19 protein-coding genes and 1 tRNA gene are annotated in these 24,691 nt (G+C 64.3%); 7 read left to right on the forward strand and 13 right to left on the reverse strand.

The features are described 5' to 3' along the window. Positions 1-35 precede the first annotated feature (35 nt). The 3 genes from DQG17_RS01505 to rimK form a co-directional block, all read right to left on the reverse strand. Positions 36-650 carry a MarR family transcriptional regulator gene (locus DQG17_RS01505; protein WP_116130991.1) on the reverse strand — a complete coding sequence of 205 codons (615 nt, stop codon included), beginning with the start codon at positions 648-650 and terminating at the stop codon, positions 36-38. A 112-nt stretch (positions 651-762) separates the two neighbouring features. After that, positions 763-1,125: an SUF system Fe-S cluster assembly protein gene (locus tag DQG17_RS01510; RefSeq protein WP_116130992.1), complete on the reverse strand. Its 363-nt coding sequence runs from the start codon at positions 1,123-1,125 to the stop codon at positions 763-765. Between the two features lie 79 nt (positions 1,126-1,204). Further along, on the reverse strand, positions 1,205-2,620 hold the full coding sequence (rimK, locus tag DQG17_RS01515; RefSeq protein ID WP_116130993.1) for a 30S ribosomal protein S6--L-glutamate ligase: 1,416 nt from the start codon (positions 2,618-2,620) through the stop codon (positions 1,205-1,207). A gap of 240 nt (positions 2,621-2,860) precedes the next feature. On the opposite strand from rimK, the gene DQG17_RS01520 reads away from it, so the two are divergent. The 3 genes from DQG17_RS01520 to yghX all read left to right on the forward strand — a co-directional run bounded on the left by DQG17_RS01520 (position 2,861) and on the right by yghX (position 5,913). Further along, a complete protein-coding gene (locus DQG17_RS01520; protein ID WP_116130994.1) occupies positions 2,861-3,703 on the forward strand; it encodes a hypothetical protein in 843 nt (280 codons plus the stop codon). An 82-nt stretch (positions 3,704-3,785) separates the two neighbouring features. After that, complete coding sequence (gene tgt / locus DQG17_RS01525) at positions 3,786-4,928, forward strand: tRNA guanosine(34) transglycosylase Tgt (protein WP_116130995.1); 1,143 nt, start codon at positions 3,786-3,788, stop codon at positions 4,926-4,928. 94 nt (positions 4,929-5,022) lie between these two features. Then, the gene (gene yghX / locus DQG17_RS01530; protein WP_116130996.1) at positions 5,023-5,913 is read left to right on the forward strand and encodes a YghX family hydrolase; all 891 of its coding nucleotides are present in this window, start codon (positions 5,023-5,025) and stop codon (positions 5,911-5,913) included. 80 nt (positions 5,914-5,993) lie between these two features. Here the strand turns inward: yghX and DQG17_RS01535 are convergent, their stop codons facing one another. Continuing rightward, entirely contained in the window at positions 5,994-6,914 is a 921-nt protein-coding gene (locus DQG17_RS01535; protein WP_198666003.1) for a hypothetical protein, read from the reverse strand. A 414-nt stretch (positions 6,915-7,328) separates the two neighbouring features. Between DQG17_RS01535 and DQG17_RS01540 the strand changes: the two genes are divergently transcribed. The 3 genes from DQG17_RS01540 to DQG17_RS01550 all read left to right on the forward strand — a co-directional run bounded on the left by DQG17_RS01540 (position 7,329) and on the right by DQG17_RS01550 (position 11,702). Beyond that, positions 7,329-8,801 (forward strand): NCS1 family nucleobase:cation symporter-1, encoded by a 1,473-nt coding sequence (locus tag DQG17_RS01540; protein WP_232829286.1) that lies wholly within the window; start codon positions 7,329-7,331, stop codon positions 8,799-8,801. 203 nt (positions 8,802-9,004) lie between these two features. Further along, positions 9,005-11,425, forward strand: a complete 2,421-nt coding sequence (lon, locus tag DQG17_RS01545) for an endopeptidase La (RefSeq protein WP_116130998.1) — start codon at positions 9,005-9,007, stop codon at positions 11,423-11,425. A 202-nt stretch (positions 11,426-11,627) separates the two neighbouring features. Next, positions 11,628-11,702 (forward strand) — tRNA-Val (locus tag DQG17_RS01550). A gap of 439 nt (positions 11,703-12,141) precedes the next feature. On the opposite strand, the gene DQG17_RS01555 is transcribed toward DQG17_RS01550, so the two are convergent. The 5 genes from DQG17_RS01555 to DQG17_RS21820 all read right to left on the reverse strand — a co-directional run bounded on the left by DQG17_RS01555 (position 12,142) and on the right by DQG17_RS21820 (position 18,651). Beyond that, positions 12,142-13,839 carry a mechanosensitive ion channel family protein gene (locus tag DQG17_RS01555; protein WP_116130999.1) on the reverse strand — a complete coding sequence of 566 codons (1,698 nt, stop codon included), beginning with the start codon at positions 13,837-13,839 and terminating at the stop codon, positions 12,142-12,144. A gap of 86 nt (positions 13,840-13,925) precedes the next feature. Then, entirely contained in the window at positions 13,926-15,413 is a 1,488-nt protein-coding gene (locus DQG17_RS01560; RefSeq protein WP_116131000.1) for a TolC family protein, read from the reverse strand. Beyond that, on the reverse strand, positions 15,414-17,318 hold the full coding sequence (locus DQG17_RS01565) for an FUSC family protein (RefSeq protein ID WP_116131001.1): 1,905 nt from the start codon (positions 17,316-17,318) through the stop codon (positions 15,414-15,416). Next, positions 17,302-18,351 (reverse strand): multidrug transporter subunit MdtN, encoded by a 1,050-nt coding sequence (gene mdtN, locus DQG17_RS01570; protein ID WP_116131002.1) that lies wholly within the window; start codon positions 18,349-18,351, stop codon positions 17,302-17,304. Before mdtN ends, DQG17_RS01565 begins: the two co-directional genes overlap by 17 nt. Positions 18,352-18,354: 3 nt before the next feature. Further along, positions 18,355-18,651 carry a YtcA family lipoprotein gene (locus DQG17_RS21820; protein WP_198666004.1) on the reverse strand — a complete coding sequence of 99 codons (297 nt, stop codon included), beginning with the start codon at positions 18,649-18,651 and terminating at the stop codon, positions 18,355-18,357. 362 nt (positions 18,652-19,013) lie between these two features. On the opposite strand from DQG17_RS21820, the gene DQG17_RS01580 reads away from it, so the two are divergent. Continuing rightward, positions 19,014-19,442: a potassium channel family protein gene (locus DQG17_RS01580; protein ID WP_198666005.1), complete on the forward strand. Its 429-nt coding sequence runs from the start codon at positions 19,014-19,016 to the stop codon at positions 19,440-19,442. 63 nt (positions 19,443-19,505) lie between these two features. On the opposite strand, the gene DQG17_RS01585 is transcribed toward DQG17_RS01580, so the two are convergent. The 4 genes from DQG17_RS01585 to DQG17_RS01600 form a co-directional block, all read right to left on the reverse strand. Continuing rightward, positions 19,506-20,972 carry an amidohydrolase family protein gene (locus tag DQG17_RS01585; RefSeq protein ID WP_116131003.1) on the reverse strand — a complete coding sequence of 489 codons (1,467 nt, stop codon included), beginning with the start codon at positions 20,970-20,972 and terminating at the stop codon, positions 19,506-19,508. A gap of 87 nt (positions 20,973-21,059) precedes the next feature. Then, positions 21,060-21,944, reverse strand: a complete 885-nt coding sequence (locus DQG17_RS01590) for a hypothetical protein (protein WP_116131004.1) — start codon at positions 21,942-21,944, stop codon at positions 21,060-21,062. A 40-nt stretch (positions 21,945-21,984) separates the two neighbouring features. Continuing rightward, positions 21,985-23,379, reverse strand: a complete 1,395-nt coding sequence (locus DQG17_RS01595; RefSeq protein WP_116131005.1) for a glutamate decarboxylase — start codon at positions 23,377-23,379, stop codon at positions 21,985-21,987. A 123-nt stretch (positions 23,380-23,502) separates the two neighbouring features. After that, positions 23,503-24,618, reverse strand: a complete 1,116-nt coding sequence (locus DQG17_RS01600) for a linear amide C-N hydrolase (RefSeq protein ID WP_116131006.1) — start codon at positions 24,616-24,618, stop codon at positions 23,503-23,505. Positions 24,619-24,691: the final 73 nt, after the last annotated feature.

Here is a 24,691-nt window from a genome sequence, read left to right on the forward strand (position 1 = left end):
GGCTTGCAGTCGGGAAATGAAGGCGAGTTCGTATGTCATGTGCCGGCTGCCTCGATCATGTCGAGGGCGGCGGAAAGCGGGGCAAATCCGGCCCGGTCCAGCGCCTGTGTCACCGCCTGATGGGTGATCTGCAGGTCGCGGGCGATGTCGGCGTGGCGCGGGGGGGTAAGCGGGGTCAGCATCGGGTGCAGCGCGCGGGCCTGGGCGGCGGTCCAGCCCTGGGCAATGTGATCGGCAAGCCGTACCGCCGCGCCAAGCGCGCCGCCCGCGACGTGGCAGATCTGTTCGGGTGGCTCCATCGCGTCAAGCCCGCGGCCCGAGGCGACAAAGGCAGGCCCAGTCGCGCTGTTGAGGTCGGGACCGGGACCGGCGTCGCCCTCGTCCGTGGCGATCGAGATCCGGGTTGCCAGCCCCTTGCCAAGCGCACGCACGGCCGACTGGAAAAACAGGGCCGAGCGCAGCGCCAGTTCGGGGCGGGCCAGAACCACCTGCCAGCCGTCGCCGCGTTGCCGGGTGAACAGCAGGCTGCGCCCGTGCCAGGGTTCCATCGCCTCGGCGCAGCCGGCGAGGGCGCGCACAAGGTCTTCCTGCAGCGCGTGGGGCAGGGCGGTCGAGGCGACAATATCACCGGTCAGGACGGAAACGGCCATGGACCCCTCCTGAGACGATCCTGACGGCCCCGGCCTCAATTGCAAGCGATTTTGGTTGAGTTTCCGAAATGCAAGCGAATTAGCTTGCAAAATCTGCCCCGACAGCGGGGTGCTACATGAAGCCGAGTTCCAGCCGGGCCTCGTCGGACATCATGTCCATGCCCCAGGGCGGATCCCAGGCGAGCACGACGTCGACATGCTTGATCCCCGGCACCGGTTCGATCGCATCCGCGACCCAGCCGGGCATTTCGCCCGCAACCGGGCAACCCGGAGCGGTCAGCGTCATGGTCAGCCGCACCTCCGACGCCTCGTTGATCTCGATCGCATAGACGAGGCCGAGGTCGAAGATATTGACCGGAATTTCCGGGTCAAACACGGTGCGACAGGCCTCGACGACAGCGTCGTAAAGCGGGTGGTCGGTCGATGAAGGCGGAACCAGCGGCGCGCCTTCGATTTGTGTGGTCTGGTTGGTCATCGGGTTGGACTGCCCTCGATCCTAAACTTGACGGATTATATAAGGTAGCCGGAGCGATGCGTCCACCCTTTGTGGCGTTTCAGCCAGCCGCGGGCATTGCCCGGGCCGCGGGCCGCGCCCGGCGACGCACCCCGGTAACCCGCACACGCTTTTCTATCTCGTCATAGACGAGGCTGGCGAGGTTCTTGCCGGTGGCCTTCTCGATCCCCTCGAGCCCCGGCGAGGAATTGACCTCGAGCACCTTGGGCCCGGTCTCGGCGCGCAACAGGTCGACGCCTGCCATGTTGAGGCCGAAGGCACGCGCGGCCTTTACCGCCGCCTCGCGTTCGGGCTTCGAGATCCGCGCCGGCTCGGCATGGCCGCCCTGATGCAGGTTCGAACGGAACTCGCCGGGCTGGGCGACCCGGCGCATCGAGGCGACGACCCGTCCGCCGACCACCAGACAGCGAATATCCTCGCCCGCTGCCTCCTTGACGAAGTTCTGAACCAGAAAGTTGGCGTTCAGCCCGCGGAAGGCCGAGATCACCGATTGCGCGGCCTTGCGGGTCTCGGCCAGCACGACGCCCTTGCCTTGAGTCGATTCGAGCAGCTTGACGATCAGCGGTGCGGTGCCGACAAGATCGATCAGGTTGTCGGTGTCCTTGGGCGAGTTGGCAAACGCGGTCGCGGGCATCCCGATGCGGTGACGGGCAAGGATCTGGTGGGCGTGAAGCTTGTCGCGGCTTGCCGTTATGCCCTCGGATCCGTTGACGCAGTAGGTGCCGAGCGTCTCGAACTGGCGGACGAGCGCGGTGCCATAGGCGGTCACCGAGACGCCGATCCTTGGGATCACGGCATCATAGCGGGGCAGGCGCTTGCCGTCATAGTGGATTTCAGGTGCCAGAGTGTTGATCGCCATATAGCAGCGCGTGGTCTCGATCACCTCGACCACATGGCCGCGGCGCTCGCCTTCCTGCACCAGCCGGGTGGTCGAATAATTGTGCGCCTCGCGGCTGAGCACGGCAATGCGCAGCGCCCGGGCCGGAGCCACCTCGCGGATGTGCTGGGCGTGATAGGCCTCGTAACTGAGCGCGGGCTGGCAGAAGCCGTCGCTCGGGTTCACCAGAATGTCGTCGGACAGGGCCTGCCGGCCCAGCAGCATCCGATAGGCCATGCCGCCGCGGTCGGTCAGCGTCACCTCGATCGGCCAGCTGCGCGCGCCGACCCGGATCTCGGTGCCGATGACATAGCGCAGCTCGGATTCGCCGTTCGACGAGGTGACGTCGCGGCGGTCGACGATCTCGGCCGAACAGGGGATCGCCAGATCCTCCTCGCCCGGGATCGGATGGACCGAAAACCGCACCTTGGGGCTGTTGGCGGGGCCGAAGGGCTCGATGTCGAAGGCATGCAGCGCCGAGGTCCGCGCGCCGGTATCCACCTTGGCCTTCAGGGCAGGCAGGCCGAGGTCGGGCAAAGCCACCCACTCCTCCCAGCCCAGTCTGAACAATTCGGTCATCGCACGCTCCTTTTCGGGGGCCTTGTCGCGGGCCCCACTTGCACATTGCCGGAACCAAGAAAAGCCCTCGCGCCGGTCATTTGGTGGCGGTCGCTGCGAATCGGATATAATGGCCAAGCCTCACCGCTGCATGACGCCGCGGCGGGAATGCCGCCGGGAGACGGGCGGGACGTGGCATGACCGGTGCGCAGATGCGGCAGGGACGCTGTGCTGCAAAGCGCGGACAGGGGGAGCGGACAGATGGATGAAGCGACAGGGCAGACGCCCCTGGGGGTCGGACAACTGGTGTCAGACGTGTTCGGGATCTTCCGCGCGCGGTTTTCCGGCCTGTTCCTGTTCGGCCTGCTCTATTCGCTGTCGAGCATGCTGGTCGCGCTAATCCTGCGCGGGCCGAGGACCGTCTTTCACATCGAACAGCAGGTGGCGCGGGCCGATGGCACCGCGGTCATGTCGCAAAGCTCGGCCGCGTTCGGGATTGCCTCCGTCTCGGCCCAGGGGATCGGTGGCCTTGTCGAAGGCGCGTTGCAGATCCTGCTTTATGGCGTGCTTGTCGCCTCGGTTGCGCGGCTCGCGGTCGATTGCCTTGCCGGGCGGCGGGCCAGCACGGGCGATTACCTGCGTGCCGCGCTGCCGGTGATGGCCATGGTCGCCCTTCTGGCGTTGGTCGTTGGCATCGCGGGCTCGGTCGGCGCGGTCTTCATGATTGTCCCCGGCCTGTGGATCCTTGCCGTGCTCTGCGTCGCCCCGACGGTGGCGGTGTTCGAGGGCGCCGGGCTGAATGCGCTGGGGCGCAGCGCGGCGCTGACCAAAGGCTATCGCTGGCCGATCGTCGGCTTCGGCATCGTGATCGCGGCGATCTTCCTTGCGATGTCGCTGGCGATGACGGTTGTGATCGGTCTGCTTGGCTGGCTGACCATCGCCAGCGACGGCGGCATCAGCGTCGTTGGCGTCGTTCTGGCGGTGGCTTTGGGCGTGCTTGTCGGTGCGCTTTATACCGGCTTCGCGGCGCTGCCGATCCCGGTGCTCTATACCCGGCTGCGCCGGATCAAGGAGGGGGTCACGCCGGCCGAGATCGGCGGCTGAGCGAGCAAAACGTCGCGATCCGGCCTTTTCCTTGCAAGCCGATTGGCGCAGAGAGCGCCGGTCATGATGAAAGGCCCGCCCGATGTCCAACAGCCAGTCCGGATTTTCCTTCTCCCTCCATGCCACCGACGGCAAGGCCCGCACCGGGGTGATCTCGACCCCGCGGGGCGAGATCCGTACGCCGGCCTTCATGCCGGTCGGCACGGCCGCGACCGTGAAGGCGATGCTGCCCGAAAGCGTGCGCGCCACGGGTGCCGACATCCTGCTTGGCAACACCTATCACCTGATGTTGCGCCCGACCGCCGAGCGGATCGACCGGCTGGGCGGGCTGCACCGGTTCATGAACTGGGACCGGCCGATCCTGACCGACTCGGGCGGGTTTCAGGTGATGAGCCTTTCCGATCTGCGCAAGCTGACCGAGGACGGCGTGACCTTTCGCAGCCACATCGACGGCTCGAAGCATTTCCTCAGCCCCGAACGCTCGATGGAGATCCAGCGCCTGCTCGGCTCCGACATCGTGATGTGTTTCGACGAATGCCCGGCGTTGCCCGCAGACGAGGCGCGGGTTGCCGAAAGCATGCGGCTGTCGATGCGTTGGGCGGCACGCTCGCGCGAGGCCTTCGGCGACCGGCCCGGACATGCGCTGTTCGGGATCCAGCAAGGCGGGGTGACGCAAGATCTGCGCGCCGAAAGTGCCGAGAAGCTGACCGAGATCGGGTTCGAAGGCTATGCCATCGGCGGGCTTGCCGTGGGCGAGGGGCAGGAAGCGATGTTCGGCGTTCTCGACTATGCCCCCGACATGCTGCCCCGCGACCGGCCGCGATACCTGATGGGGGTCGGCAAGCCCGACGACATCGTTGGCGCCGTGAAGCGCGGCATCGACATGATGGATTGCGTGCTGCCCTCGCGCTCGGGGCGGACCGGGCAGGCGTTTACCCGCCGCGGCGTGGTGAACATCAAGAACGCGCGGCATCAGGACGATCCGCGGCCCCTGGACGAGGCCTGCACCTGCCCGGCCTGCCGCAACTATTCCCGCGCCTATCTGCACCATGTGTTCCGCGCGCAGGAAATCATCAGCTCGATGCTGCTGACCTGGCACAACCTGCATTATTTCCAGGAAATCATGGAAGGGATGCGGGGGGCCATCGCGGCGGGGCGGTTCGACGCCTGGGAGGCCGAGTTCCACGCCAACCGTGCCCTGGGCGATATCGCGCCGCTCGGCTGAGGCCGCATCGCGGCTTCACATCTGTGTCAGGTCTGCGTCCACTTTCATGCCGGACGCGTATATTCTTCTGCATGCAACAGGAGAGGACAGGAACATGGAACGCATGAAGGCGAGCGACTTCGACCCGAGGATCCTCGAGATATTCGATGGCTATGTGCATGGCCGGTTCAGCAAGCGCGAGTTCCTGAAACAGGCCGCGCAATATACCGCCGCGGGCGTCAGTGCCGCGGTGCTGCTCGAACAGTTGCGCCCGAATTATGCGCTGGCCCAGCAGGTGCCCGAGGACGATCCGTCGATCGAGACCGAATGGGTCACCTATGAGAGTCCCGAAGGCAACGGCACGATCCGGGCGCTGATGGCACGGCCCGCCGGGACCGAGGGGCCGTTGCCGGCGGTTCTGGTGATCCACGAGAACCGCGGGCTCAACCCCTATATCGAGGACGTGGCGCGTCGCCTTGCCAAGGCCGGCTATCTGGCGATGGCGCCCGACGGTCTGACGCCGCTCGGCGGCTATCCCGGCACCGACGAGGAGGGGCGCGAGATGCAGAGCCAGCTCGACCCGGCCAAGCTGATGCAGGATTTCTTTGCCGCCTTCGAGTATCTGCAGGCGCACGAGGGCACGACCGGCAGGATCGGCGCTGTTGGCTTCTGCTATGGCGGCGGTGTGGTGAACGCGCTTGCGGTGGCCTATCCCGAACTGGCTGCGGGCGTGCCTTTTTATGGCCGCCAGCCCGACGCGGCAGACGTGCCGAAGATCGAGGCGCCCCTGATGCTGCACTATGCCGGGCTAGACGAGCGGATCAACGCGGGCTGGCCTGCCTATGAGGCGGCGCTCGATGAGAACGGCAAGACCTATGAGGCGTTCATCTACGAGGGCGTCAACCACGGGTTTCACAACGACACCACGCCTCGCTATGACGCGGCGGCGGCCGAACTGGCCTGGCAGCGGACACTGGAACATTTCGACCGGTATCTGAACGGATAACCGTCGACAGGTGGCACCATGCAAAACGAACAAGGGGGGCCTTGTGGCCCCCCTCGGCATCACGGTCGGGATGGTGGCGCTCAAGCGGCACGACGACGACGGCGCGTGCCCACAAAAGCCAGCGCACCGCCCAGCAGCCAGACGCCGCCCGGCAGCGGGACGGCGGCCATTTCGTTCGGATCGTTGGCCAGCAGGAAGGCTTGCAGCCCCGACAGATCGTCGGTGTTGATCAGATCGACGTCGTGTTCGATCAGCTTTGCCCACAGCGCATCGCGCGCCGCGCCGGCGGCGTCGGGCGTGTTCCAGAACCGGACGATCTGGCCGTTCGCATGGGCCTTGGCGACATAGTCGGCCAGGAACTGTTCTTCGGTGGCCGACATCTCGCCGACGCCGCGCCAGCTGAACAGCTTTGTCCAGTTCTGGCTGACCATGGTGACAAGGTCGCCATCGAGCATGTCGCTGAACAGCAGATCGTTCGAGCGTCCGTCATAGCCGGCATAACGCAGATCGGAGTCAGCCATGGCGTCATAGTCGCGGTTGCCCGAGATATGCGCGGTGACGGCACCGTCGGTCCGGCCATCGCTGGTGCTGAAGGCGGTGAAGATGTCGGAATAGCTGGCAAGCACGCTGTCGAGCAGTTCCCAGGTGGCGGACGCACTCGACTTTACGTCAATCAGCAGGTTCATCTTGGTGCCGTCGCCATAGACCGACCCCTCGTTGGCTTCGATCATCTCGCGCAGCGGGTCGAGATAGAGCGATTGCAGAGTCTTCGAGGTGTCGATCTCGTCATAGTCGTGGGCGACATAAAGCTGACCGTCGACCAGCCAGACGTCGGCTTCGACCGAAGTGAAGCCGTTGTCGAGCGCGTCGAAAAGCGGGCGAGTGTGTTCGTAGTCGTTGTGTGCATGGGCCCGTTCGAGCGGTTGGACCGAGGTGGCGCAGGCAATGCCAGCCAGCGCCGGCGTCAGGGCGACGGCGGCTGCGAAAGGAAGAATCTTCATCGGAAACTCCGGATAAAGTGAAGCGTTGTGGCGTACCGCATATTGTTCCGTCTCCGGTAACGTGGCTGTGTAGTCTTCTTGAAGAATATTTGACTGCATTGATTCCATGCATTTTATCCGGCTTGCGCCGAACCCGGCGAAGGGCCTGGCTTCGTCGTTCCCTCAATGGGCGGACGAATTCCCGGTGCGGCGCCGGGATCGGGTGGCACCCGCTATCGCGTCTTCGAGATACCCCATCTGCACAGGATCATGGCGCAACGGGGCAAAAGACGTCTCGATTTTGACGCTTTGCGGGTTTTCCGGTGCGCGCCTGGCAGTGGGGGACCTGCGCCGTTCCGGCAGGGCGCTGTTCGGCCTAGACTCTCGGGAACGGCAGGGCATCCGCCCCAAGGCATCCCGAAACAGGAGGCGCGCGTGGAACATACTCACTACACAATCGTCGACGGCCATCCGTCGCTTTTCAACGACGACCTTGCACCGCTGGCACCGGCCGACCGGAAATGGGGCTGGTTCGAGATCTTCAATGTCTGGTCGAACGACATCCAGTCGCTGTTCGGATATACCCTCGCCGCGACGCTGTTCGTGTCCTCGGGGCTGAACGGCTGGTGGGTCTTTGCCGGGATCATCCTGGCCGGCGCCATCGTGATGGGGCTGGTGAACCTGACCGGCAAGCCGAGCGTGATGTACGGCATTCCCTATCCGGTGATGGCACGCGCGGCGATGGGGATCCGCGGGGCGAATTTTCCGGCCCTGATCCGCGGCACAGTCGCGATCTTCTGGTACGGGGTGCAGACCTATTTCGCCTCGACCGCGGTTGCCATGCTGCTGTACGCGCTGTTCGGCGGCGAGGGTGGCGCGACCTTCCTCGGGCTGACGGCGATGGACTGGATCGCCTATGTCTTTGTCTCGGTCTTCCAGGTGGCGCTGTTCATGCGCGGGATCGACTGGATCACCAAGTTCCTTAACTGGGCCGGGCCGCTCGTTTATGCGGTGATGATCGCGCTGGCGCTCTATATCTGGTTTGCGGCCGGCAATCAGATCTTCGGTGCGCTCGGCTCGATCTTTTCGCCGACCGAGGGCGAACGCGGCGGCATTGGCGCCTTCCTCGGCGTCGTCGGCACGATGATCGCCTATTTCGCCGCCGTCATCATCAACTACGGCGACTTCTCGCGTTTCGTGAAGACCGAGGGCGCGATGAAGTTCGGCAACTTCATGGGTCTGCCGGTCAGCCTGGCCGTATTCTCGTTTCTGGCGATGTTCATCACCGCCGGAACCGTCGTGATCTTTGGCGAGACGCTGACCAACCCGGCCGAGATCGTCGCCAAGGTCGATCACATCCTGTTGACCCTGATCGCGGCCGTGACCTTCTTTGCGGCGACCGTTGGGATCAACCTTGTCGCCAACTTTATCCCGCCGGCCTATGATCTGGCGAACCTTTCGCCGTCGCGGATCAGCGCCCGCACGGGCGGATTCATCACCGCCGGCATCGCGTTTTTCATCGGCGCGTTCTGGGTTTCGGTGATCTCGGCCATTGGCATCGCGGGGTTCGTCGACACGTTGGGCGCTGTGCTGGCGCCGCTCTATGGCATTCTCGTCGCCGACTACTATCTCGTGCACAAATCGCGGCTGAACCTGCAGGATCTGTTCGCAACCCCGCCATCGGGCGAATATTTCTATGACAATGGCTGGAACCGGCGCGCCATGATCGCCTTCGGCATCGCCGCCGTGTTCTCGGTCGCGACCGTGTGGGTCCCGGGGCTCGGGTTCCTTTCGGGCTTTGCCTGGATCATCGGGGCGATCGTCGGCGGCGCGCTGCATGTCTGGCTGATGCGCGACCGGATGCAGATGATCGCGCAGCGACTTGCCGGTGCATCCGTCGCGGAATAGCTTGAGGCATTCGCACCTGCGCCGGGCCTTCGACCCGATTGTGCGCTTGCCCTTGGTCGTTGGGCAGGTACACTCGGTCAGCCGAGTTGGCATGGTTGATTCAGGTGACTTTCGCCCCCACCTTATGTGACCATGACCGGAAAAGGCCGAGTGTCGCCGTCTGACGGGGCCGGGGCCTTTTTGCCAAGAACAGGAAAACGACCATGCAAGAGTCCCAGAGCCATTCCTTTCCCGTGCTGCCGCTGCGCGACATTGTGGTTTTTCCCCACATGGTCGTGCCGCTTTTCGTTGGACGCCAGAAATCGGTTCGGGCGCTCGAAGAAGTGATGAAGGACGACAAACAGATCCTTCTGGCCAGCCAGATCGACGCCGCCGAGGATGATCCCTCGGAGGAAAGCATCTATCGCACCGGGGTGCTGGCCAATGTGCTGCAGCTGCTGAAACTGCCCGACGGGACCGTCAAGGTCCTGGTCGAAGGCGTGGAGCGGGTGAAGATCGTCGAGTTCATTGCCAACGAGGACTATTTCGAGGCCAATACCGAAACCCTTGAGGAGACTCTGGGGGACGAGGACACCGTCCAGGCCTTGATCCGTTCGGTCGGCGAGGATTTCGAACGCTATTCCAAGATCAAGAAGAACATCCCCGAAGAGGCGCTGTCGGCGGTGTCCGAGACCCGCGAGGCGGCACGTCTGGCCGACCTCGTCTCGGGGCATCTCGGCGTCGAGGTGGCGCAAAAGCAGGAACTGCTGGAAACGCTCAGCGTCGCCGAGCGGCTGGAGAAGGTCTATGGCCTGATGCAGGGCGAGATGTCGGTCCTGCAGGTCGAGAAGAAGATCAAGACCCGCGTCAAGTCTCAGATGGAGCGCACCCAGCGCGAATATTACCTCAACGAACAGATGAAGGCGATCCAGCGCGAGCTGGGCGATGGCGACGAAGGCCAGGGCGAGATTGCCGAGCTGGAAGACCGCATCGCCGCCACCAAGCTGTCGAAAGAGGCGCGCGAAAAGGCCGAGGGCGAGCTGAAGAAGCTGAAGAACATGTCGCCGATGTCGGCCGAGGCGACGGTCGTGCGCAACTATCTCGACTGGATGCTGTCGATCCCGTGGGGCACCAAATCCCGCGTCAAGAAGGATCTGTACAAGGCGCAGGACGTTCTCGACAACGATCACTATGGCCTCGAGAAGGTCAAGGAACGGATTGTCGAGTATCTGGCCGTTCAGCAGCGCAGCCAGAAGCTGCGCGGACCGATCCTGTGTCTCGTCGGCCCTCCGGGCGTCGGCAAGACCTCGCTTGGCAAGTCGGTCGCACGGGCCACGGGCCGCGAATTCATCCGCATCAGCCTTGGCGGCGTGCGCGACGAATCCGAGATCCGCGGCCACCGGCGGACCTATATCGGCTCGATGCCCGGCAAGATCATCCAGGCGCTGAAGAAGGCCAAGACCACCAATCCGCTCATCCTGCTCGACGAGATCGACAAGATGGGGCAGGACTTCCGCGGCGACCCGGCCTCGGCGATGCTGGAGGTGCTCGATCCGGAACAGAACAACAGCTTCGTGGATCATTACCTCGAGGTCGAATATGACCTGTCGAACGTGATGTTCCTGACCACGGCAAACTCCTACAACATGCCGGGGCCGCTGCTTGACCGGATGGAGATCATCCCGCTTGCCGGCTACACCGAGGACGAGAAGCGCGAGATCGCAAAGCGCCACCTGATCGCCAAGCAACGCAAGAACCACGGCCTGCGCGATACCGAGTTCGTGCTGACCGACGGCGCGCTGACCGAGATCATCCGCACCTATACCCGCGAAGCCGGGGTGCGGAACCTCGAACGCGAGATCGCAAAGCTTGCCCGCAAGGCGGTGACCAAGATCGTCAAGAAAGAGGTCGAGACGGTCGTGATCGATGCCAAGGATCTGGAGGATTATCTGGGCGTCCCCCGGTTCCACTATGGCCTGGCCGAGCAGGAGGATCAGGTGGGCGTTGTCACCGGGCTGGCCTGGACCAGCGTTGGCGGCGATCTGCTGTCGATCGAGGCGCTGAAGCTGCCCGGCAAGGGACGGATGAAGACCACCGGCAAGCTCGGCGACGTGATGAAGGAATCGATCGATGCGGCCAATTCCTTCGTGCGCTCGATCTCGCCCGAGATCGGGGTGAAGCCGACCAAGTTCGACACCTTCGACATCCACGTTCACGTCCCCGAGGGTGCAACGCCCAAAGACGGACCGAGCGCGGGCGTGGCGATGGTGACCTCGATCGTTTCGGTGCTGACCCGGATCCCGGTTCGCAAGGACATCGCCATGACCGGCGAGGTCACGCTGCGCGGCAACGTGCTGGCGATCGGCGGGCTGAAGGAAAAGCTGCTCGCGGCGCTGCGTGGCGGGATCAAGACCGTGCTGATACCGGCAGATAACGCCAAGGATCTGCCCGAGATCCCCGACAACGTGAAGCAGGGAATGGTGATCATCCCGGTGGCCAATGTGCGTGACGTGCTGAAACATGCGCTGGTGCGCCAGCCCGAGCCCATCGAATGGGACGAGGTCGCCGAGGAAGAGGCCGCCGCCGCCCGGGCCCAGTCGCTGACGGCCGAAAAGGATGCGGCCGCACAGTCGGCCGCGCACTGACGGTCCGATCTTGACCCCCGATACCGGAAGGGCGCCCCATGGGGCGCCCTTTTTCCTGTCCGTTTCATCGTCCCCAAAGGGAAGGCGAAGCCATTGCGTGCCGCAGCCGGAGGTTGCCGGCCTGCCGGTATCGTGCAGCATGCGGAAAAACCCGCATAGACCCTTGCAGAGGGCGATCCGGGCCGCTAATGACAGCCCCCAAGGGTGATTAGCTCAGTGGTAGAGCGCTTCGTTCACATCGAAGATGTCGGGGGTTCAAATCCCTCATCACCCACCATTAACATCGGTAATGCATTGTTTTCGCGTTGTATTGTACGACCTGAAAATCTCTGCCCACCATTGTACCCCACAGCCCCGAAACGAACGCGCGCGACGAGGTGGTGCAGATAGATCGTCCTCCGGGTTCAGCATGTGCCGCCTGTGCGTGTCCTTATCCCGGTTTCCGGATCATATGACGAGGCGAATCAGCGTTGAACCCGCCTCTACCCAGCATTCACCGCCTCCGACTCGGATCAGAACCACCGCTCTCCCTTCTCGGTCGAGATGCGGGTGCGGTCGTAGGGGAGTGCGCCCCCTGCGGGTGGACAGGTCGGACCGGTTGAATTGCCCCCCCTCCGGGCTTTCAGCGGAAGAAAACTCGTGCCCGGACGCCAGCGAAGCCACAGTATCGAATTCAAGCGCCGGGTCGTCGCCGAGTTTCAGCGCCGACCAGACGCTCAACGCGCCCCGGCTGCCGTCTCTTGCATCAGCGGGACCGGTGCGGCCAGTTCGATCCCCAGCTCACGCATCATGCCAAGGACCGACAGCAGGATCCGCTCCTGTTCGGCCAGAAATACGTGGAAATCGACCGTCTGGACACGCGCCTGCAGCCGCACCCGGATCTGTCCGGGCAGGACGTCGACGGCGTAGATCCTCGGCCAGCCCTCTTTCTTTTCGATCAGGTCGCTGGCCTCGAACAACGCGCGCACCTGTACCAGAAGCCTCTCGATCGTTTCGGGCGCGCTGCTGTCTTTCACCGCCAGGGTCAGGTCCAGATAACAGCCGTCGCGCTGCGTGTAGTTGACGATGTGCATTCGGGCCAGATCGGCATTCGGCACCGTCCACAATGTACCGTCGCGGGCGCGCAGGCGGCTGGAGCGCGGGCCGATCCGTTCAGCGGTGGCGGACTGGCCGCCGATAAGGATGCTGTCGCCGATACGGAACGGCCGATCTGCAAACAGCGACAAGCCGCCGAACAGGTTTTCGAGCGTTGACTGAGAGGCGAGGGCAACGGCGAAGCCGCCGACGCCAAGGCCCGCCACCAGACCGAGGGCCGGTATGCCGACCCTATCGGCACCGATGGTCAGGATCGTGCCGACCGAGACGAAGCTGACGATCCGTGCCGTCAGGCGCAACAGATTGGCGTCATAGCTGTCGTTGGGAATACGCGGCGAAAGGATCACGGTCTCGACGGCGAAATGGATCAGCAACCACGCTAGCCAGGCCACCGTCGCGTACCAGACCAGCGTCGCGATCATCAGTTCGCTGGCGGCAAAGGTTCCGGCGGGATTGATCTGAGCGGCGACGAACCATTTGCTGCCCTGAAGCAGGACCAGAACCATCGCCGGAACGGTCAGGTGCCGCATGTACCGCCTCAGGGGGGGCTCGCCACGAGCACGGCGGAACGCCCGCAAGGTCCACAGCAGCGCGATCACCAGGACGGCGAAGATGATCCCGATGATGGCGAGGATCTTCCACGCCGGGGTGTCGAAATAGCTGGTCTTCAGAGCAGCGGGAAGCGATGCGACGAAGTCCTCGGAAATCAGCGGTCCGGTCGCGTTCATCTGTTCGGTATGAAAGCTGTCGTAGAGCCGCGGGTTCAGGACGTCGTTGGCCGAGACCTCCCGGTAGTACTCGGGAAAATTGGCGATGCTTTCGGCGGTGAACAGATAGTTTCCGCTGTGCGGACCGGTTGCGACATAGGCAATCTGGATGTCCGTGCCCGGAATGGTCCAGCTGGAAGGGGCGGCAGCGCTGTCGCCGTCAGGTCGGGATGCCGCGGGTGCGGGCGTGTCCGTGCCGGGAATGCTGGCCGGATCGAGCGGCGGCAGGCGGGCGAGAATGTCGTAGAGATAGCCGACGGCTGCATTGCCGACCTTGACACGTGTCGAGGGCGGCAGCGCGCTCAGGTCCATCAGTCGCCGGATCCGCCCGATCTGTCGGCGCAGGGAATGCACCTTTGCCGTGGTCTTGTCGGCGACATAGTCGGCGTAGCCTTCCTCGACCCTCCCGGTTGCCGCCAGAAAGGACTGATAGGTATCTCTCGGGCTCGAGCGGTTGATCGGCACGGTCAGCTCGCCCGTCTCGGCGGTGACCGGCGCGGGCAGGGACAGGGCAAGAAACAGCGTCAGGAATAGGTAAACAATGGCTCGCACCTGATACTCCTTTCGGGGCAGGCCCCGCGCGACCTTCCCTGTTCCTGCGGCGGGGGCGCGGAGCACGCGGCCATCCCCGGCATCGCCTAGGGCGCGGTGGCCCGCGCAGGCGATGCGCTCGATGTCATCGCACCCAGGGTGAATGCGAGGGTCGAGGCCGCAATCAGCGAGGCGGCATGGGCATCCGACCGGGCAAGCCGGGCATCCAGCAATCCCGATTCCGCGGCCGTCGCGTCGGTGACCGTGCCAATCCCGTTCTGATAGGCATCAAACGCCGCGTCATAGGTCAACTGCGATGCATCCGTCAGTGCGACGGCGGCGGCGTAGGATTCAAGCGCCGAGCGCAACGTGTCCGAGGCGACGATGATCTCGCGCATCGCGGCGTTGCGGGTCTGTTCGAAACTGGCGGCAGCGGCGGCGGTGGTCGATTTTGCCTGTCGCTTGCGGGCCTCGCGGATGCCGCCGTCATAGACCGGGATCGACACGCCGACCAGCACCCCCGAGGCGGTGGTCGCGCCGCCGATACTGGGCAGGTTTCCGGTCTGAAGGCTGGTATTGTTGGTGCCGGCCACGGCGCTGACATAGACCTTGGGCAGGAAATCGGCGTTGGCTGCGCGCACATTCGCCTCGGTCGCCTTCATCCCGGCATAGCTTGCCAAGACATCCGGCCGACGCGCCAGCGCGGTCTTGATCAGCGCGTCGGTCGGCAGGGCGCGCGGGCTCGGCAGCGGGGCGTTTGCCGAACTGGCGATCTCGATCCGCGATCTCGGCGAGATGCCGACGGCCCCGAGAAGATCCTGATAGGCATCGCGCAGACCGTCCTGCGCCTGCACCAGCCTCAGGTTCGACTGGGCGGCAAGCTGCTTGGCCTGCGCCACCTCGATCGAGGTGCCGGTTCCGTTGGCATACCGCGCTTCGGCGGCGTCCTGGATGCGGCGGCTGTTGGCCAGCGCCTGCTGGGCAATGGCAAGGCTGCTCTTTTGGGCGCCGTACATGTAATAGCTGCGGGTGACGTTGTAGATCAGCGCCTGGTGGGTGCCGTTGAAGTTGACGTTGGCGGCATAGGCATTCTGTTGCGCCGCCTGTCGCCAGGCCTGCCGCTGGCCAAAGTCGAAGATCAGCCATTGCAGGGCAAGGTTCGGCGCGACACCATTTGCCGTCGTGCTGACGTAGTCAGTGCCGCCTTCGAGGTTGGGCAAGGGTGTGACGATGTCTTGCCGCCCGCCGATCACGTTGGCGGTCAGGATCGGCAGGAACGTCGCCTCGACCATCCCGACCGCCAGTGCCGACTGACGTGCCTGCTCCCAGGCGATGCGGGTCGATGGATGGCTGCGTTGCGCAAGGTCGATCAGCGCGGGCAGGCCATAGGGCTTGCCGGACTGGATGCCGGCCGGCAGGCGCGCGACCTCGGGATTGGGCGGGACCGAGAAATCGCCCGCGCCCGTGCCATCCGGCGACCATGCCGTGTCCGGCGAGGCCGAGGTCTGTTTCAGCGCATCCGTCGCGCACCCCGGAACGCCGAATGCCAGCCCAATGAACAGGCCACACCGCGCAAACTTGCCTAAGTTCAGCATTCAAACCTTCGCAATCCGCTCGACCCGCGCAAGCTGTTGTTCAAGGTCACCATAGGTGACCTGTTCCTTTGGTAAACCGGAGGACGGGGCCGTTCCCGGATCGGCCTGTTCCGAAAGCATGTCCGCCGACAGCCGTGTCTTCAGAACATGCAGACGGCGCGCTATATCGCCCGCGTCCTGTTCGGCAAAATAGAGCCGGCTCGCAAGGCCGCGCGTCTCGTCAAGGATCTCGCCGAGACGGTCCAAAACCGCAGGCTCGGCGCGCTGCCGGGCCGGTTCGAACGGCGCCATGTCCAGCAGCTCTTCGGCCTGCGCAAGCGCGATCTGCGCGGCGGTCGCAGCCTCTGTCCGGGCGCGCTGATCGCTGTCGGGCAGGGTGCCGAGCCTGATCAGCGCATCGAACGCCGTCGACAGGTTCAGCAGCACGGCCTTGACCACGCTGCGTGGCCAGAACTGGGTAAAGATCACATAGATCACGAAGATCCCCAGCAGGATGCCATAGATCCGGTTGCTCGCCTGCGAGATCTCGAAGCTCGGCCCGAAGCCGTTCAGCGTGGTCAGCAGAAAGGCCAGCGCGATCTGCACGCCGGCGTAATAGATGCGCTCATTGCCCGACGAGACCCAGGCGCCGACCAGGATACCGCAGAAGACCATCGCCATCAGCCCGCCGATCGAGGTCAGATGCGGCATGACGAAGGCCAGCGCAAACGCCCCCATCGCCGCGCCGATCAGGCAGCCGACGATCCGCAACGTCAGCTTGCGCACGGTTTCGCCGGTGGTTCCAAGGGCCGCGACATAGCAGGTGATCATCGCGGTGTGGATGCCGTTCCACTGGATGCCGGTATAGATCAGGTAACACAATGTCGCCGCCACCGCGGTTTTCAGCGCATAGCGCTGATGGTCGGGATTGCTGAACGCATCGGCGGCCAGCAGCGGGATTTTCCGCGGGCGGGGATCGCCGCCGCCATCGGGCTGCGACAGCCCCGCCAGCGCCGCAAACGCCGTGCGCGTGGCAGCGTCTGCGGGGGGTGGCAGGATGTCGCCCGCGGCTTCGGGGCGACCGCCCCCGGCAATCACATGCGCCGCCGCCCGCAACCGCCCTGCAAGATCCGCCCTGACTTCATCGCCTGTCGTTTCCGGCAGCGCCTCGACCGCGATCAGGATCCGATAGCTGGTCTCGACCGCACCGTTCAGCCAGCGCGACCGGGCAGCCGGCACCAGATGCAGAACCCGGACCAGCATCATCTGTTGCAACGCCTGATCGTTGCCTTCGCCAAGCAGGTCGTCGAACGTGTCCGGCTTGTCCGCCCGGCCGATCCGGTCGGCGGCACAGCGCAGCCTGTCCACGATCTTGTTGCGCACATGGGTCTGGGCGGGAATGCCCAGCACAAGGTTGAACAGGATCATCAGGAACATCGGCATGCAGGCCATCTTCCAGGCCGCCAACAGGCCCTGGTTGCCGATCTGCCCGACCGGCACATTGCTCACCAGGGTCATGATGAACGCGATGATGAGCCCGACAATTGCCGCCTGTTCGCCCAGAGGCGTCGTGGAACTGAGGAACAGGAAGACGTAGGTGGCTAAGAAGATCACCGCAAGCCGCAGCGCCGGGCTGTCGATGCTGACATTGATAAGCGGGATCATCATCACCACGACCCCGGTGGCCAGCAGGATCAGACCGAAGCCCATGATGCAGTTCTGCACGGCATCCTGCTTCATCAGGAAGATGATCAGATAGCAACTGATCGAGGCTTCGGGGATCTTCAGGATCATCGCGGTCGCGGTGACGAAGGCACACAGCAACGCCACCCGCCAGGTCAGGCCGAACCGCCCCGGAAAGGGCTGCAGATCGTCCCAGGCCTGCCGGACGATCTGCGGCCAGGGAGATCTAGCAGCTGTCGTCATCGTGCACGATCGCAACCGCGGATGCGCCCGCGCGCATCAGATCCGCCGGTGGATCGATCAGCCGGATCCGCACGGGAAACCGTTGCTGGACCCGTACCCAGTCCAGCGATTTCGGCACAATCGGCAGCGCCGTCGGCAAATCGATCAGGCCTTTCGAGGCGACGCCCCAGCCAATCCCTTCGACGCGGCCCTGAATGGCGCGCTTTCGGTCGGCCAGCGCATAGACGGTGGCGCAGTCCCCGACGCTGATCTGCGGCAGGGTCGTTTCGGTATAATTGGCCGACGCGACCCAGGTTTGGGTGTCGATCAGGGTAAAGACGGTCTGGGCCGGCAGGATGAAATTGCCGACCGAGGTCGTCAAGCCGACAACGCGCCCGTCGTTCGGCGCGTAAAGCCTTGTCGCATCCAGATTGTGTTCGGCAATCGCGACGGCGGCCTGACGGGCGCGGATCAGCGCTTCGGCCCCGACGTCGTCCCCGATCAGCGCATCGGCGGCGTCGAGCTGACGCAGCGCCTCGTTCAGGCTGACCTCGGCGTCGCGCTGCGCGGTGCGGGCGTCATCGATCTGCTGGGTCGAGACATAGCCTTTGGACTGCATCGGCAACAGCCGGTCGAGGGTCTGCGTGGCAAGGCTCAGATTGGCGTTCGCGCGATTGACCTGTTCCTGTGCAATGGCGGCATTGGCCTCTTCGGCGCGGATATTGCGGGCCTGATCGCTGCTTGCCGCCATGGCAATGGCCAGATCGGCCCGGGTCTGTTCCACCGCCAGGCGATAGGACGTGTCGTCGAGCGTGACCAGAAGATCGCCCTTGTGGACGAAATCGTTTTCCCGGACCGGAATGGCCGTCACCCGCCCGGCAACCGATGGCGCGATTTGAACGACATCCGCGCTTAACGTCACATCGTCAGACATCGGGTTCGCGGCAGCAATAAGGTGGCTGCGATAGGCGAGGGCGGCTGCGGCGGCGATGATTGCAAGGCTGATCATCGCTCCGGCGATTGCCGCCACCCGGCCCGAAACAGGAAGTCTCATCAATCAGCGCCCGAAAAACAGATAGGAAAACAGAAAGGTCAGGCCCAGCGCCATCGACATGTAAACCGGGACGCGCCATTGCAGGATGTCGTCCAGCCGGATCACCACGAACAAGACCCGCAGAATGACAGTTGCGATCACTCCCGCGAAAAGACAGATCAGCCAGGACGGGAAAAAACTGCCAAACATCCCGATCGACGGCGCGGCGGAAATTGCGGGCGTTGCGGTCAGGCCCGACACAATGGCCGCGGCTGCGACGGCAAGATGCCGTGTTGACCAGATAGCACCCGTTTTCCGCACCAGAACCTCCTGTGCCCGGCAGGTTTCCCGGCATTGAAACCCAACGTGGAACGCCATCAGGCTGGCGGCTGACGTCACGGTTGTAGCTTAATTGCCATATAGTTAACGTCGTCGCGATAATTATGGCACGAGCGATTTGCGCTTGTCCAGACGTGAGCGTGGCGCCCTTGCGGCAGCCTTGCGCGGCGCAGCGGGTTTTGTATGAACGTCTCAGCCGGTCGTCGCAGGAAAGCCGCTTTGGCAAGACGTGGACCCTTGTCTCTGTCGGCAATCCTGTGTGGCCAGAGTGGCGCCCGTTTGGCACAGCAAGGGACGCGGCTCGCAAATCGCGGGCCGGGCCTTTCCAGTAGAGGACATTCAGTGTGCTTGCGATCTTTGTCGGAACCGGCGTCAGTCTTTTGAACATTGCCGTCCACGGTCTTTTGACCGTGGCGATGGTAAGTACACTGCACGCCCGCGCCAAACTGGATCACAACGCCAATGCGGTCTTGCGGGTAATCATGACCATGGTGGTGGCCGCCGCAATCCTGATGGCCGCGCATATCATCGAGGTCTGGCTGTGGAGTGTCTGCTACCAGATTGTGGGCGTCACGCCGGACGGCGAAGTGGATTTCACCTTTGCCTTCGTGAACTATACCACGCTCGGTTACGGAAACGTGGTGCCGGTGCCGCCGTGGAAGGTCATTGGACCGATGACCGCCATGAACGGGGTGCTGCTGTTTGGCTGGTCGACAGCGGTCCTGTTCCAGGTGCTTTCGCTCAGTTCGCGGCAGTTCGGCATAAAGTACTGAACGCTGTTGTGTTGAGGCGTCGGACGCTGCCGCGATCTGTGCCCGACCCCTCCGCGATGCCCGTCAAAGGGTGTTCTTGACGATCCGGCCACCCTTCATGACGACACGCAGCGTTGCCTCGGGGGTTGCAAGGAACGACAGGTCGGTCTCGGGATCGCCATCGACGACCAGCAGGTCGGCGAAGGCGCCGGGGACGATCCGGCCAAGCACCCCGTCATAGGGCGCTCTGGGACCCGACATGGCCAGCAGCCTGCCGTTTTCGCCGGTTGCGACGCGCAGGGCGGCAAGCGGGCTCGACATGAAACGGGCGGTCTTGGAAATCTGCTTGCCCTGTGTCTTCGTCGTCGCCGGATTCAGCAGGCTGTCGGTTCCGAAGGCCATCGGCACGCCGTATTTCTGCGCCCATTCATAGGCCTGCACCGTGCCCTGGGCGACCTTCCTTTGTTGCTCCTGCTGGGCGAGGGTCGGGTATTGGTTTGAATCCTCGTCGGCGAGGAAGGGCTGCAGGCTCCACCACACGCCGGCATCGGCCATCATCTGCACGGTTTCCTCATCGGCCAGTTGCCCGTGTTCGATGCTTTTCACTCCGGCGCGAACGCATTTCTGGATCGCGCGGGGAGTATAGACATGGGCGCAGACATAGGTGTTCCAGTCCTCGGCCGCCTCGACCGCGGCGCGCAGTTCGCGTTCGGTGTACTGGACCGTATCGAGCGGATCGTAGGACGACGCCACCCCGCCGCCGGCCATGACCTTGATCTGACTGGCGCCGCGCATAAGCTGCTCGCGGGCACGCAGCAGCACCTGATCGGCGCCGTCGGCAATGGCCGAGACCCCGACCTCGTCGGTATAGGCCAGATCGTCGGGACGCTTTGGCAGGTCGTGCAGCGACCGGAAGTCGCCATGCCCGGAGGTCTGCGAGATCATCGCGCCAGAGGGGAAGATCCGGGGGCCGCTGATGACGCCTTCGTCGATTGCCCGTTTCAGACCGAAGGCCGGCCCGCCGACGTCCCGAATGGTGGTAAACCCGCGCAAAAGCGTCGCGCCAGCCTCTTGCGCCGCCTTCATGTGGACATAGCTGATCTCGGCGGTCATCGCTGTCGCCACCGTGACGTTGCAAAGCGTCGCATGCCAATGCGCGTCGATCAGGCCCGGGATGACCGCGCGCCCCCCGCAATCGATGGTCTGTGCGTGCTCAGGTCCCTGACCGCGTTGCGGCAAGGCCGTGATGCGCCCGTTCTCGATCAGGACGTCGATGCCATCCTGCATGGCCAGTGTGTCGCCATCGAACAGGCGCAGATTGCTCAGAAGCAGCGGCTGACCCTCGCCGCTTGCCCGCGCCCAGGTCGGGGCAAGGCCGAACCCGGCGAACAGGCTCAACGTGGCCCCAAGCCCCCCCAGAAGCTCGCGGCGGGACAGATCCGCCTCGATCCTACGATAGGCGGCAAGCGTCACCGGGGCACCGCAAAGGCACCCGTTTCCGGCAAAGCCATGGCCGGGGGAGGGGTGATTGGGACAGGCACAATGTGTCATAGTCTACTCCGGTTCTGCTGTCTGTTCGGGTCCCGGCGCCCTCTGGCCCCGTCGTCTGCCGCGCGGGCTTGCCAGCATCGGTCTGCGTCAGCCCGTCGCTGCCTGCCGTGCCGGGGCCGACTGCGCGCTTTCGCGCATCAACAGCAGCGCCCCGGTCAGAAAGCCGAGCGCCCCAAGCCAGAGGCCCGCATTCGCCCCATAGGGCATCCAGCCCGGTTCCGGTCCTTCGGGGACATAGGCCAGGATGCCGCCGCCGAGAAAGAAGATGCAGCCCAGGAAGTTGATGAAGACGATCCACCAGTCGAGTTCCCGGGGCTTCCACGACCAGTAGCCGTGGCCCGCCTCGATATAGGCCAGATAGCCCGAAACCAGAAACAGCACCGACCCGATCATCCCCGGCACCCAGATCGTCAGGTCCTGCATCTCCCAGCCCCGGGCCGGGTGCAGCGCGTCGAACGTGTTGAAATTGAAGGCGACCGTGCCGACGAACTGGGTGAAGGTGGAAAGCCAGCCCGGGCTTTTCGGATGCCAGCCGATGAACGACACGCGCCCTGGCCGCGTGGCGTCCTTCGGATCGACGGTGAACTCCGGTGCATTCGCGGCCTGGAAATGCTGCATGTAGCCGGCCGTGGTGAATGGGAGCGACCCCAGGAAGAAGATGGCATTGATGGCGAAGGTCGAGGGCGTCATCGCCCAATGAGGCGGCAGCACCGAGACTGTCGCCCCCAGCATGAACAGCATCGAACCGATGGCAAAGAGCAGCCCGGTCAGCCAGTTGTAGCCGCGGGCCTGCCAGAAGGCGGGCGCGACGGCATCGTGCCCCCGCTCGGCCGGCAACAGGCCCTTGCGGCTTTGCCGCGCCCGCCACAGAAGCGGGCGGCCGCGGTGGACATAGCTGCGCCGTGTCACGAAGGGCCAGGGCCCTTCGATCAGCATCTCCGGCAGACCGCCGCTGCGGGCGCGCCCGCTCATCGCGGGTCTCGCGAAAGGAAGGGTGCGGGCATCGCGCGCCTCAGTGGTGGAAGCCCGAGGCCTCTTCGCTGGTCAGGGGCGTCTGGATCGGATGCGCGTCGAAATGCGCGATCGCGGCCGTCATGTCCTCGATCAGCAGCGCGCAGAGGTCATGGCTGACACCGTTGCGCACCAGGATCCGCTGGATCGCCTGGTCCTGGCAGTTCGCCGGCAGCGTATAGGCCGGCACCTGCCAGCCGCGCACCCGCAGCCGGTCGGCCAGATCGAACAGCGTGAAGCCGGGATCGGTGCCGTCCTTCAGCTTCCACGACACCGCCGGGATGCCCCGCGCCATGGCGCCGTCAAAGACGATTTCGAACGGTCCCATCGCGGCGATTTCCGCGGCAAGGTAGTTGGCGCTGTTGTAGCAGGCGGTATGAACCTTGCGGTATCCCTCGCGGCCAAGCCGCAGGAAGTTGTAGTACTGGCAGACGATCTGGCCGCCCGGGCGCGAGAAGTTCAGCGCGATGTCGCGCATGTTGCCGCCGAGGTAGTTGACCCAGAACACCATGCTGTCGGGCAGGTCGGCCTCCTGCCGCCACATCACCCAGCCGCAGCCAAGCGGCGCCAACCCGAACTTGTGCCCCGAGGCGTTGATCGAGCGGACCCGCGGCAGCCGGAAATCCCATTCGAGTCCGGGCGCGCAGAACGGCGCCAGAAACCCGCCCGAGGCGCCGTCGACGTGGATCGGAATGTCGATCCCGGTCTCGGCCTGATATTTGTCGAGCGCATCGCTGACCGCCTTCACGGGCTCGTATTCGCCGGTAAAGGTCACGCCCAGCGTCGGCACCACGCCGATGGTGTTCTCGTCGCACAGCTTCAGCACCTCCTCGGGCGTCATCAGCAGGCGGCCGTTCTCCATCGGGATCTCGCGATGTTCGATGTCCCAATAGCGGGTGAACTTGTGCCAGCAGATCTGCACCGGGCCGGTGATCAGGTTGGGCTTGTCGGTCGGCTTGCCCGCGGCCTTTTGGCGGGCTTCCCAGCGCCGCTTCATCGCCAGTCCGCCCAGCATCGCGGCCTCGCTCGAGCCCACCGTCGAGGTGCCGGTCGCGGCCCCGCCCGGCGCGTTCCACAGATCGGCCAGCATGCGCACGCAGCGCGCCTCGATCTCGGCGGTCTGGGGGTATTCGTCCTTGTCGACCATGTTCTTGTCGATGCAGGCATCCATCAGCTGGTGGATTTCCGGCTCTTCCCAGGTCTGGCAGAAGGTCGCGAGGTTCTGGCGCGAATTGCCGTCGAGCATCAGCTCGTCCCGGACCGCTGCCAGAACCCGGCGCGGGTCATGCTCGGCGGCAGGAAATTCCGCCTTGGGCAGCGCCGTCGACAGGTCGTTTGCGCCATAGATCTCGTCATCGGGGTTCTCGCGGTCCTGCACGAATTCATCCTGACTCAATGTTCCGTCTCCTTCAGCGCCGGAAATGGTTTGCGGCGAAAGCTGTGTCGCGGGCGTCCGGGTCACTCTGTGACGGGCGGAGCGCCGTCGCAACCGCGATTGCCCCGGCTGCGGGGCATCGCCTCATGCGGCCTTGGCGCCCTTCAGAATCTCGGTGCAATCGCCGGCCTGGCCATCGAGATGCCCGATCGGCAAAATCCTCGGTCCGTCGAGACCGGCCATTGCGGTCAGATCGAACCTAGTGAAGTTCAGGTTGCGGTAGGTTCGCAGATGGAACTGCTTGCGGTCGAGATCGGACAGATTGGTCCAGCAGGTGAACTCGGTGGCATAGGTCGTCTTCGACGTCTCCGTCAGGCCTGCCACTTCCAGATGCCCGCCACCCTCGGTCGGGTAATCGATTGTCACGCCACGGGCGCGATCGAAGTTGTTCATGATATGCGCCAGCGTCGCGACGGCCATATCCGGGGTGTCGGCCTTTTCGGTATATTGCGAATAGAACGCGGCGCGGACAAACCGGCCGACCGATGTGTTCGAGGCCGGCAATCCCGCGGTCGCGATGCCCGAATCCGGCTGCACGGCCTTGTAGGATCCGAAGACCGCGCTGGATTTGTCGACATTGCCGAGGAAGGTGTAGTTATTGAGATTGGTCAGGTGCCAGCTGAATTCGGGCCCGTTTGTCATCACGCCGACGGGGTTGTCATAGACGCTCATCTGGCCACGGTTGAATTCGATCACGAAGGCCTCGCCCGAGGCATCGTGCACGACATAATGGAACGGGGATTCGACGCCGCCCAACAGCGACAGCGCCTCCAGCATGACGGGCTGATCTTGCAGCGCTGCCTTGACCTCTGCGACCGTCGCAAACTGGCTCAGCGCCCAGGATCCCAAGTCCGATGCCGACAGCACCGCGCGCGTCGCATCGACCGATGCCTGCGTGCCGCCGGCCGCGGGATAGGACAGCAGGCTGAAGGTCAGGCCCTGATCGTTCATGCCTTCAAGCGCCTTGAAATCGGCAACCCCAAGCGGTGCATCGGGCGTTGGCATCCGGCCTGGCATGGTGACGGCGAGAAAACTGTATCTGGCGGTGTACTCGACGGCCGCATGGCCCTTGATGTCAGAGGAGAACGGCACTCCGCTTGGAAGAAACACGATCTGATAGGGCAAATCCGAAGTCAGTTCCAGGGTTCGACCGAAATAGACCTTGCCCGCGGTGTCACGGTACGTCAGCGAAGTGCACATAATACGCAGTCCAATCTTTTTACCTTGAGATTGCCGTAAAGGTGGGATGTCCGAACGCGCTGTTGTTGATGAG

It is taken from the genome of Tropicimonas sp. IMCC34043 (assembly GCF_003390845.1).
Classification (GTDB): Bacteria; Pseudomonadota; Alphaproteobacteria; order Rhodobacterales; family Rhodobacteraceae; genus Tropicimonas.